The sequence below is a fragment of the Halorhodospira sp. 9621 genome (genome assembly GCF_022228055.1).
Taxonomy (GTDB): domain Bacteria; phylum Pseudomonadota; class Gammaproteobacteria; order Nitrococcales; family Halorhodospiraceae; genus Halorhodospira; species Halorhodospira halophila_A.
Genome location: NZ_JAJNRD010000040.1, coordinates 1 through 11,516 on the forward strand (window position 1 = coordinate 1; position 11,516 = coordinate 11,516).

The 11,516-nt window shown below is 59.6% G+C and carries 7 protein-coding genes; all 7 read right to left on the reverse strand.

Annotated features, from left to right (window positions below):
* Positions 1-2,036, reverse strand: a 2,036-nt coding sequence (locus tag LRF89_RS12190) for a DUF1156 domain-containing protein (RefSeq protein ID WP_238637226.1), incomplete at its 3' end; no start/stop codon positions are given.
* 4 nt (positions 2,037-2,040) lie between these two features.
* Positions 2,041-2,664, reverse strand: a complete 624-nt coding sequence (locus LRF89_RS12195) for an anti-phage-associated DUF3780 domain-containing protein (protein ID WP_238637227.1) — start codon at positions 2,662-2,664, stop codon at positions 2,041-2,043.
* Positions 2,665-2,719: 55 nt separating this feature from the next.
* Positions 2,720-5,869, reverse strand: coding sequence for an anti-phage-associated DUF499 domain-containing protein (locus LRF89_RS12200; RefSeq protein ID WP_238637228.1), 3,150 nt, complete (start codon positions 5,867-5,869; stop codon positions 2,720-2,722).
* A gap of 1,040 nt (positions 5,870-6,909) precedes the next feature.
* Positions 6,910-8,808: a S1C family serine protease gene (locus LRF89_RS12205; protein ID WP_238637229.1), complete on the reverse strand. Its 1,899-nt coding sequence runs from the start codon at positions 8,806-8,808 to the stop codon at positions 6,910-6,912.
* Between the two features lie 318 nt (positions 8,809-9,126).
* Complete coding sequence (locus LRF89_RS12210) at positions 9,127-9,486, reverse strand: hypothetical protein (protein ID WP_238637230.1); 360 nt, start codon at positions 9,484-9,486, stop codon at positions 9,127-9,129.
* A gap of 2 nt (positions 9,487-9,488) precedes the next feature.
* The gene (locus LRF89_RS12215) at positions 9,489-9,953 is read right to left on the reverse strand and encodes a hypothetical protein (RefSeq protein ID WP_238637231.1); all 465 of its coding nucleotides are present in this window, start codon (positions 9,951-9,953) and stop codon (positions 9,489-9,491) included.
* A gap of 16 nt (positions 9,954-9,969) precedes the next feature.
* Positions 9,970-10,395 (reverse strand): OB-fold putative lipoprotein, encoded by a 426-nt coding sequence (locus tag LRF89_RS12220; RefSeq protein WP_238637232.1) that lies wholly within the window; start codon positions 10,393-10,395, stop codon positions 9,970-9,972.
* Positions 10,396-11,516 lie beyond the last annotated feature (1,121 nt).

The following is an 11,516-nucleotide window of genomic DNA, read 5'->3' on the forward strand; positions in this document are numbered from 1 at the left end:
GCATCGACCATCGAGCGGCGAAAGTCATCGCCGGTGCCCTGCACGGCTAGGCTACGCCGCGAGTCCCACGTCCATTGATCAAAGGGGGCGGGCGGGTTCTTGCGCAGCCAGGCGATGAAGAACTCGGTGATCTCGTGGTAGCTGATTGCATCAGCATACGGGGGATCAGTTATCCAAATATCATTATCTGTTTTGCAATCTCTCGCGTCTAAACATTTTATAATGTTTGATTTGTTTTCTACATGAAACGAGACATCTACAAAAAACGTATTTTTCGTCATCGAGTAACCACGCGACCCATAGTTATAAAAAACATTGAGCGCCTGGTTATAAAAAACATGATTAGGCATTTGCCCATAGTTGTTAACTAGCCACTGAGACAGCTTAGATGAGTAATTTGGAAGTTTAGAGAATAATGTCTTCAATCTAGCGTCATTAGATGAAGCTTTATTATAAGTAGATAGCAAAACAAGATCGCGAGGCGAAAATAGCTGATGCCAATACCGCCACCCTCGCGTTCGGATCGGCTCGTCTGTCTTGTCGCCCGGCTCAATCGGCATTTCCGGCACCAAGCCCTCCTCCTGCCAGCCGGCGAGGTTCTCCTCAACGATGCGCTCGACCTTGCGCTCCCGCTCGAGGTCCGCTTCCGTAACCGAGCCAAAGTAAGTCTTGGGCCGTGAGATACCAACGGTCTCCGCCGTGATCCACTGGATACAGTACAAACGCTCTTGAAAAGTATCCTCCGGGCGCGGCTTGAAGTCGTGCTTATCCCATTGCCGGAGTTGATTGCGTGTAGTGCCCTCGCTGTCCCTGTAATCGCCACGCAGGGTGCGGATCGGCGTGCGATAGACGTGCCCATCAAGCTCATAGACGAGCTGCTCGTTTTGCACCGTACCTTGCTGGGCTGCCTTGAGTTCCGCGTCGCTGACGCCGCTGGCGATCTCGATCTCGAAGCGCTTGTGCTCATAGTCAGGGTGTAGGCGGGCGATCACGTTCTGGGTCTTGGAGATGACCCAGCTCGGCGCCATCGGCACCACCCAGCCGGTCTGTGGGCACTGTGTCTCCAGGCAATAGAGGAACGCTTTGGCTCGGTCGCCGCGCTCGTTGTGCTCGATCCCAAGTTCGGTAATCTCCCGGTCCACGGCCTCGGCGACCCGCTGCTTCTTGGCCTCGATCTCGGCGCGGCGCTCCGGCGAGGCACCGATGATGTTCAGCGACCCCCAAGTGAGCATGCAGGCGACGGGGTTCAGGTCCGAGGCATAGACATCGCAGCCGAGCCGCGCCGCCTCGAACGGCACCGAGCCGCCACCGCAGAAGGTGTCCCCGATCCGCGGCCTATGCCCGAACCGTAGAATCCCGAGTTGCTCGGCGAGCGCCTCGAAGCTGTACGCCTCGACCCCCAGGTGGGCAAGGTGGTGGTTGACCGCCGGCCAGACGGGGCCGTAGAGCCACTCGGGGTTCAGCTCCTCGGGGCGCTTGCACAGATCCACCTTCTCCTCGTAGGCCAGGCCGCGCATCGCCGCGGCCAGCAGGTCCGCCTTGTCGGCGGGGTCGATCTTCCGGGACCAGCGGATTTTCAGGCCGGGGTAGTCGGCGAGGTAAATCGGGAAGGCCAGCTCGGTGACCTCCTCGGGATCGACCTGCTCGCCCTGGATCGTGTAGTCAAAGAAGTCCCAGGGGTTCTCCAGGGTGATCCGCGCGGCCACGTCCCCCGCCTTGAGCTTCGGCTCCCGGCGACCGAAGGCGGCGTCATCAATCCCCATAAGCTGCTCGAAGACGGCCAGATCCGCCTCGGGATCTTCGGTGGCCGGCAGGAGGCTCCCTAAGACGATGGCGCGAACCATGATCAGTGGCTTGCGCCCTTTCCAATAAGAACCTAAGGCATTTAGTGTCTGACCATGGGTCGCCTTTCTTTCTCGATACGTTTCGGTGGAAATTTTCTGCGACGGGAAGACCCGCTCAATCAGTGCCGGCGCCTCGGCCAGGACACCCGGCTCCAGCTGCGTGCTGTTTTGCGCTTCTGCCGTATCCGTCATGGATCTACTGCTCCTGATCGAAAAGCGAGAGGTTGGGACCGCCCTGAGCGTTCGTATCGGGCCGCAGACTAGGATCCCGCCGGGCCTCCGGGGTGCGCGCGTCCTCGGAGTGCCCCAGCGCATAGCGAAGCGCTACGCGCCAGCCGCACTCCTTGTCGAGCAGGCCCTGGCTGCTGGCCGCGACCATGCCAAAGAGCCACCACCGCTCCTCGGGGCGCAGTGCCAACCAGTTGCGCAGGGCGCGCCCGACGCGCTCCTCCTCAAGCGCCTCAATCGCCCAGGCGAGCACACAGAGTTCCTTGCCGAGCAGCCGGTCCACCGGATTCTTCCCGGTGCGCCAGGTGCTCGTCTCGAGATCATGGGCCTTGAGCCGCTCGTTGAACGAGCGCTTGACCGGCCCGGCGATCTCCGTCCAGTACGCACGGGGCACCATAGCCCGGTGGAGCACGATCGGGGCATCACCCTCCTTGTGCATGCCCAGATCCTCGATGATCAGCACTTCACTGTCCTTGCCGCGAGTCGCCCGCGGGATGCGCACGAGAAAGTGATGGGGCGCGAGCGTAGCCTTCGGCACCCCAAAGCCGTAGGTTGGGGTGGCCGGCTTCGCCTGGTTGCCCTTTTTCGCCATGCTTTTCGCCTCTGCAATTACCGTTGCCATGGGCTTGAGGCCCTCTACTACTCGGTCAGGACTGGCTGACCATCTCATGGGTTAGCTCGAGGCCGGCAAGCTCGGCGAACTGCTCCAGGTCGTGCCCGGTAGAGAAGTGGGCGCCATCGCGCACCTTCAGCTCCACGTGAGCATCGTCCTCGCCGAGGCCCTCACGAAGCGACTGAACGGTGTGCTCGAGCAGTGCAGCGGTCAGCGGCCGGCGGTTAAACGAGACCTGCACCGCCTCTTCCCCTTCACCGATCAGTAGCCGTGCTCCGTAGAAACGCGCATCCCGATCTTTGAAGGTCTGGATGAGCTTGAAGACGGCTCCGGGGCCATCAATCTGCACCGGGCCAGCATTCTGCAAGCGCGCAGGCCGATGCCGGTCCAACTCCGGACGCCCGGGGTCTTCCCCATCCTTGCCCTCTGGGCCGCCGCGGCTGCGAGCAGGGACGGTAAACTCCGCCGTGCCTTCCGCTTCGCCGGACTGGACGAACACGAGAACGTGTTGGCGATCATCGCTGATTTGAAACGGCCCCTCGTAGAGCCTGCCCTCCCGCGGGTTGCTGCCATCGAGGGTGTAGCGGATCACCTCCGGTACGGGATAGGCGGCAATCTCTAATTCCCGGTGCATCGGCTTGATGTGGGGCTGGTGGCGAATATCGAAACGGGCCACCCAGCGGGTCGGCTCGCCGGGCTCATGCTCACCGCTTGGGTCCACAGCGAGGAAGTAGAGCGAGCCGTGCCGTGTCCGGAAGGCCTCCGGGTTCTCCACAACCGAATCCTGCTCAGAGACTTCACTGGTCGGTGCGTAATGAATCCGCGGCTCTTGCCCGGCATTCTTGGTGGATAGCTGGAGCACGACCTCCCCGGTCTTGGGGTCGGGCTCCTGATTGATGACCATGGCCGCGGTGCGCTCCTTCGGGAACGGCCCCTTTTCGATGTAACCGTCATTGGTGTCACGCCAGCGGCCCTGACTGACCCCGATGCGCTTGAGCTGCTCCATCCCCTTGCCACCGGGCATCCACGGCCAGTCGGGCATGGTCTTGGCGCGCAAGAGCACATCGCGCCACGGGGTGCGGCGCTGCCCTTGGGGCCAGAGCATCTGCTCGCCCATGCTCAGATAAGCGATCTCCTGGCCCTCCAAATCAGCAACGAGCTTGTGGTCGCATCGGCTGCTGGCAAGGAGCTGCTCGATCTGCTTCTCCGCGGTCTCCTGGCCGCTTCCCCGGAACTTGAGCCCCTGCTCGATCGTGGCGCTCGTCAGCCCCTCGACCCCCGGGAAGAAGAGCCGGTTGAATGTCCCCTGGAGAGCCTGGATGAAGGCCTGCTCGGTAGCTTCCTTCTTGTCCTGAGCCTCCTTGCGCAGGCTCTCGTTATCGCGGATGCCGGTGAGGATGTGCTCGACTGCGTAGAGTTCGCGCAGCAGCGTCTCCACCCGGTCGGCCATGCGCGAATCGTTCCCCGAGAGGATCAGCAGGTGGTTTTTCTCCTCAATGGCATCGAAGAGCCGGCGCATCTCTGAGGGTGGAACGCTGTCATCGGGCTTAACCACAACGAGCACGCGCCCCTGCGCGACCTCCTCCATGATCTCCTGGGTTTGCGGCAGCACGAGAAGGCGCTGATAGGCAATCCTCGAGCGCGGCTCTAGCGCGGACTCCAGCCATTGCGCGAGCACATGATCGACCCGAGCCTGCGAGAGGTTGGCGGCCTCGTTCTGGATCCGCCGGGTCAGGTTCTCGGTGTCCTTGAAGTAGAACAGCTCCGCTTCCCGGTGCAGATACCACGATTCCTTGCGCAGCTCATCGAAGGCTTGCGCGAACTCATCGGGCTTGCGGTTCGGGGCCACAAGGTACTCGATCACCTCCTCGTAACGCAGCCCGGTATGCCCCTGTACCGCCCGGGAAAGGGATGAGCAGAGGAGCAGACCGGCGACCTGCGAGGCGGCATCGTTATTGAACCGAGCGTTGATCTCCTCGGCGTGCGAGCCGCCGGCATCGGCGATGTCCTTCGTGACCGCCGGGCGCAGGGAGTCATTGATGTCGATGACCTCATCGCGCACCAGCGGGTCGTTGAGATCCAAGTGCTGCGTGCCGATCAGATACACATCATTCTGTGGCCGGTTCCACACCGAGCGGATGACCCGGGCCGCAAACTGCAACAGCCCTCGGGTCTCGCGGAACTTCGGGTTGTCCTTAAAGAGCGTGACCAGGTGTTTGAAGCTCGGATGGAAGGGATAGGTCTCGCGCACCTCATCCGCAACTTGTTCCAGCGAGCGGGCCGTCAGGTAGCCGCCATCCTCAGCACGCTTGATCTGATCGGCGAACCCATCCGCGATCTCATCAATATCCGCATCATTCGGCACTTCCCGAAACAGCCGCTTGCGCAAGATGGCGTAGACCTCGTAGCCATCGAGGGCAACCGGGGTGATGGTCTTCGCATGGCGGTCGGCTTCCGCCTGTATATCCTCAACGAGGTTACGGATCTGCTTGATCTCGTCGGCATAGGCCTGCTCGAGGTTGGAGAGCACGATGCAGCAGCGCGGAAGCTCCAACGCGGCAGCAAAAAGGTTGGCCAGGGCGGCAGTGAGCACATCGGCCTGCGTCCCAGCTCCAAGCGGTTTGGTGCTCAACGACTGGAAGTATGGCGGCAACTCATCGAAGAGGATCAGCGTGGGTTCATCGCCGATAGCCTCCTTCCAGTGCTCCATGCCCGGCGCCTCGGGGCCGTTCTCCCAGAACGGGCGCAGTGTCTCCGTGGCGTGCTCACCAAGCTGCCGGGCCACCGCTCCCCACAGGTAGTCCCGCGGGTTCTCGCGGCCAACGAACACCGCCACCCGGGCCGGCTGATCATCGATTCGCCGCAACAGATCCTCGGGCAACACCTCGGCACGGCGTTCCGGGTAGCGAGCCAGGAGTCCCAGGGCGCTCATCAAGTGGGTCTTACCACCACCCATCGCCTGGGCCAGTTCGAAGAGTGTCTGGTCGGTCTGGCCCGAGAGCCGGAGCAGGCCCTCGCGCAACAGCACCTCCATGCCGCGGGTCATGTAGTTGCGGTCGAAGAACGTTTGGCCGCGATCCTCGCTCTCATGGATCAGCTCGGCCAGGTTCTCCACCCCGGCTGCGGCCTGGTACTCCAGCGTTCCTTCATCGAGCGTGCAGGCATCTTTGACGGTTTTGAGCATTGGCCTTGGATTCCTTCCTTATGGTTTCGACTCGCAACAACCGGGGCCGCTGGATCCACTGGTGCTGGTCACGCTCCCGGCCCCCTCAATCCTGACCGACTCGTCGGTATCCGTTAAGCCCTGAGGGCCTTTCCGCCCTCCCCAACAGCACGTGCTCCACGACCCATCAACATCGACCACCGACCTTGGTCGGGGCTACGGCACTCGCCCAGGCGCCACGCAACCGCCCTTGCCCGGTAACGGGCAGACCCCAGCCTCATCCCCGCCAGGGCGAAGCGTGCCCACGAGCCGGTGAGACATGGCTCTGCAGGCGCCACACCTAGAGTACGACTGCAGTGCAGATGCGGATTCCTCCGGCTCGCAGCTCGCCCACCATGGCAGCAAGCCAGCAGCCGCGCGCCGGCGGCGCCTGACCAAGAATTTGTCCCTTTTTCCGACATCAACCCGTGCATTCAAAAGGTTGCACCACCCTTTAGATGGCTTCTAAACCCAGCAGCCCAGCCATAAGTTGGATCTTGATGGACACGGCATCTACCAGCAGATTGAGAATTCAAAGAGTAATCAGGATGATATAGTAACCGGGCGCACAACGAGACAACGGATTACCCGATCAAGGCCGCGGGGTGGGCCGGTTAAAAAAGGCACAGATTCTGTGTTCTGCCGTGGTGAAGTGCCCTGGGTACTCGCAGACACAGGGGACGAGATCTATCGGGCGGCGAGCTTGCAGCGCGGTTGGCAAGGGCCTCAGAAGGGGCTTTCAAGGGCCTTCGAGGGGTGTGCATACAGGGCAATGGATTCGCTCTTCCCCAGCCTGCTGGCAGAACGGGCCACACGTTCAGCCAGAAAACGCGGTCACGAGCGCGCGGAATTCGCGCCGGGTTACAACTCCGGCCCTGGATCCATTGCCCGGCGTCGGTCAGAGACACACTTTCGCTTATGCACTCCTGCCTACCCGAAATGGCAGCACGCCACCCGCCGCCCCCTCTTAACAGAGGAAGTGGCAATATCCTCCCTCAGGTTCCGAGTTATATTTTATATAGTCAATCACTATCAGTGGCATGGAGCATTTGTCTTACCCGGTCCACATGAACAGCAAAGCCGATCCCCGAACTCCCTGATAAAATCGCTGTGTTTACTCCCAAAACCTCACCCTGGTAAATCAAAGGGCCACCGGAGTTGCCAGGGTTTATCGCTGCATCTGTCTGAAATACCGGAATAACCTCTCCTTTTCTTCCGAAGCTCCTTGACGCGCTTACAATTCCCCTCGTCACCGTGAACTCCATGCCCTGAGGGTGGCCAACTGCAATCACATCACTCCCCACCGGAGGAGGGCCTGAAAAAAGCGGCAACGGAATGCCACGTTCTCGCACCTCTATTAACGCTAGATCTGCAGCCAAATCGCTGGCGATTACTCGCCCCTCGTGAATTCTGCCATCCTTATTGCGAATCTCAGGGCGATTGGAGGAGCCTACCACATGAGCATTAGTAACCACTATATTCTCACTCACATGAAATCCAGATCCCGTTGATGCACCGGTAGAAACGACCACAACGCCATGCAGATATGACGATGCCGTACCATCTGGATCAAAACCTTGCTCCACCGCAGGATAACCACCTCCCCTTGGCATTTCGTCTTCTCTTTTTGCCTCCATCGCACTAGCGACATGGGAATGCACATCTTTTTTGGAGACAAAGGAAATCTCTCTGGATAGCTCGGTCGGTTTTATTTTTACATCTGCTTCGCGGAGCGAATCAGACCATTCGCGGAGCCCCTTGTTAGAGTGGCGGTTGAATCGATCGTGCGCCCGGATTCCTAATGCAACCTCTATTTCTTTTTCTTCTTGAATGCCAAGGGTGCCACGCCCCAATTTTTTGCGGTCGTGATCCACTATCAACGCCTCAAAACGAGTATCCCTCTTGAGCTGGATCACTCGAACTGTATATTCATAAGTCTGAAAAACCGGCTCTACTATTTGAGGGGGTGTTATATTTAGCAGCTCTCTTGCTTGCCTCAATTTGGACCGGATACTACGCACTTCCCCTATGGCATACCCCTGCATAAATGGATTCTGTGCATTTGCAGCGGCATTTTGTGCTTGGAGCAAATCGGATTGAAGCATCTGCTTATTATGCAAAAGTCGTTGGTAATCTGGGTTCGGAACAGAACGCCGCGACACCCGAAACTCTGATGGCTGTGAGTATGCCCCGATCTCGATTGGAGTCACCGTTTGCTCTTTTTTGACAAGAAATAGTTGGAAACGATGCCCTGGGTTCTCCCCAATGCCTTCGAATACCTCTGGAGTTGGCTGGAGCGCAGATGGACGAAGACTGCCGAGCGCTATGCGTTGGGCTTCTTCTTGTGGGTCTTCTGCGCTCGATGACCATTGTGCCTGATCAACAAAGAAAAACTCAGGAATGCTCCCTTTTTGTGCTCGCACGCCTAGCGATGCATACACATTTTCAACATGATTCAGCAACTCTTCGAGGGCCTCTGGTGACGATTTCGGCAAATCTATGCTCGAAATTAAATTCATCGCCAGAGCATGCTTAGCTTCATCGGTCCACCTGTGAAATCTTGTTGAAACCGGGTACTCGTTGATGCATCTCCTGTATTCATCAACACCGCACTTGGCTACTATGCCTGTTTTGGCGAGCAGCCACTCATCCTTTTTTTCATTGTGGGCGTTTTTTAACCCCAAAACGATGTCGATGCCTTCTGTTTTTGGTAGTTCTTCATAAGCAGATACCAGTATGCCCACGCGCTGAAAAATATGTTCTTGTTCGGGCCAAGCGGACCTTTTAAAAATTGGCGACAAGTTTTCGAGCTCCCTCGTCAGGCTCGATAGGTGCTTCTTGGCGGCTTGGTTTTCAACGAGACCTGCTGCCATTTTTTTGGCCAAACCCCGATCCGGGACGCGCTCTGAGTCAATATCCATGTAGACAGAAAACGCCTCTGTGAAGCGACCCTCATGGACGAGCCTTTGCAGGTGATCCTGCCGGGAGAAGTCCTCATCATAGGAGGCTTCGGATGGCTTCGGCGCTGGGCCCGAGAAACATCCAGACAGGACAAAGGGAAGCCAAAGACTGCACACGATCGCCATGGACCACTTGGGAGCGCTTATCATTTCTCACCGCCATTTTGAGATATTGAATCGGAGGCCTTTCGTAATAAACGAGCAAGTCCAGAGCAGGCTGCCAGGCAGGCAGACTGCCGAGCCTCTCTTCCCTGAGAGCCTCGGCTCAGAAACATTCCGCTACGCTTTCGCTGCCAGATTCTGCTTCTTGGTCTGCGCGCCCCCAATCGCAGCGAGGATCCCGCCTACAAACGCAAGCACCATGAACAGGGCTACGAAGGTGCCGCCGAGGATGGCGCCAGCAATCGATGCGAGAATCAGGATCACTCCGGGCTTGGCCGAGGCGGCCGAGATGCACACAGCCCCCAGGATGATAGTGGCAAAGGAGAACACCACCCCGCCCCAGCCCAGCGCGATAACCGTATCCGCACCCTCCTGCTCGAAAGCCCCGCCTGCTCCGCCCACCATTAGCGTGAACAGCGCCGCAAAGACCGCAAAGATGCCGGCGATGATCGCCGTAATTCCGCCTGCTTTTTGCATGCTTAACTCACCTCTTCTTTCTCAAAACACTGCCTTTCCTGGGGCGCGATGACCCACCATCGGGCAGCAACACCAGCCAAAACCCCCGAGGCACCGAGGGTGGCCATGCTCAGAAGATCCCCGGGATCGAAGGTGCCAGGCATCAAGTCCACATACTGGAGGAGCTCCAGGCCGATCGTGCAGGCGAGCCCGAGCACCAGATAGGCCGCGCCGCCAACAGACCGCAGAGACCAGATGCTTGCGATGACCGCGAAAACGGCAAACGACCAGAGGCCATTAGGCAGGTTGTAGACAGCCCATGTCGGCAGTGAGCCTCTCAATGGCTGCAGAGCCTCCCGGATGAGGGCATACACCTCACCCAGGCCCGCGGACTCGAGCCAGCCCACAAAGATCAGGGTCTCCGGTCGGAACGCGGTATAGATCAGGGCGCCCGGCACTAGGGGGAGAAACCCCAGCACGATGGGCACCAAGACCTCGCGCCCGTTACTCAGCCTGGCAGCCACGGATAATCAGATTCCCCATCTTCCCATCGACCCGGCCCTTGAGCGTGACCTGATCGCCGGAGTCCACGCTGGCCGCCAGATCCACATGGGATTCGGCGAGCATGCACTGAACCTGGCCAAAGAGCTCGCCGGTCTCCAGGGTAATGTAAGGGGTGTCCATGATGTCTCGGCCGATGCTATCCACCCGGCCCGAGACCGCCACGACCGTATCCTTGTAGCGCTGCTCGGCACGAACCGAGTTGGCCTCGTACTCCGCGAAGATCTCGGAGGCATCTACGCGATGCTCGACCTCTGCATCCGTGACCTCGCTGGACGTTGACTCCTCATCGTAGCTGCCCAGCGCGAGAAACAGCATGGGGATGAGAATGAGAAAGCTCAAAAGATGCTTACGGTTGGAATGAATCATGGTGTCCACTGCTCCGTGTGAAAAGGCCTCTCTGCTCCCAGCGCCGAGGCCGCTATAGGCACTTACCCAACAATGCCTTATACGAGAATCGGACCAATCGAAGGCCCTGATTTCTAATCCTATGCCCAGAAAGGGAATTTGGCAATCGGAACCATAGGGCAAAATGACACCAGCCCAAAGGCCATGCGAGAGGCGAGGCGACAGCTCCCCCGCCCCGCCCCTCCTCTCCTGGCCGGGAACAGGCTCAACGCATCTCAGCCAGAAAACGCGGTCATGACCGCGCGGAATGCGCACCTGCTCACGGCCCCGACTACGGATCGATTGTCCTGAGGTGAGAGCCGCCCCTCCTTCCCTTGGCGGGGGCCAGAAGAACGGTACCTCCCCTCTTGGACTTCACTCTCACTCAGATCGCACCCGCCCGCGGCAGAAGACCCTATAGTTCGCACCCGCCTACAAGGCCCATCTGGCATGGAGGCATCGCCCTTCGAACTACCCTTGCGGTTGGCCCTCGGCTACACCCTGCGCACCAGCCCTAGCTCTGAGCCGCACCACCAACTGCGGCGCGGTGCTTGCCGGCGCATCGCCCACACCGACCGCCGGCGCCACCCCGGTGCCTTGCGCGTGCTCCCTCGTGCCCAGAGGTAGACGAAGAGCGCCTCGAAACCTCACCCCCCGCCAGGAACGCAGCGCGCCAGGAGGCTGCAGATACCCCACCCCTCGCGTTCATGGGCAGGCAGCAGAGCCCCGACCTTACGATCCGCGGCAAGCGCCCCGCGCACTACTGCGGCTCCTGCGGCAGACCGCGAAGGGTTCTGCTATCGGTAGAGCATTCGCAATAGATTGCCCCAGTCTATCGGCGCATAAGAAAGCTGATGCGGAATACCCCCCTTTCGAGAGAAGGCGGCGAACGGCACTTGCTTTCCCGCGAGGGTGCTCTAGGGTTCGTATAGCTCCCACTCGATCGGGGGGCGGCCCTCAAGGCCACTCGTTATCACACAGTCCCTTTCCATGTGCGGAAGGGGCACGCGCAGCCCCCGCCCCCCCAGATTGAAGGTGCCGGATCACGGCGCGTACGCCGTGCCCGGAAATAAAAAGAGGGCCAGCGTTTCCAACTGGCCCTC

Coding starts and splice junctions, on each gene's coding strand:
- LRF89_RS12195 (WP_238637227.1), bottom strand. CDS start 2,664: ATGGCGAAAAAGGGCAACCAGGCGAAGCCGGCCACCCCAACCTACGGC.
- LRF89_RS12200 (WP_238637228.1), bottom strand. CDS start 5,869: ATGCTCAAAACCGTCAAAGATGCCTGCACGCTCGATGAAGGAACGCTG.
- LRF89_RS12205 (WP_238637229.1), bottom strand. CDS start 8,808: ATGGATATTGACTCAGAGCGCGTCCCGGATCGGGGTTTGGCCAAAAAA.
- LRF89_RS12210 (WP_238637230.1), bottom strand. CDS start 9,486: ATGCAAAAAGCAGGCGGAATTACGGCGATCATCGCCGGCATCTTTGCG.
- LRF89_RS12220 (WP_238637232.1), bottom strand. CDS start 10,395: ATGATTCATTCCAACCGTAAGCATCTTTTGAGCTTTCTCATTCTCATC.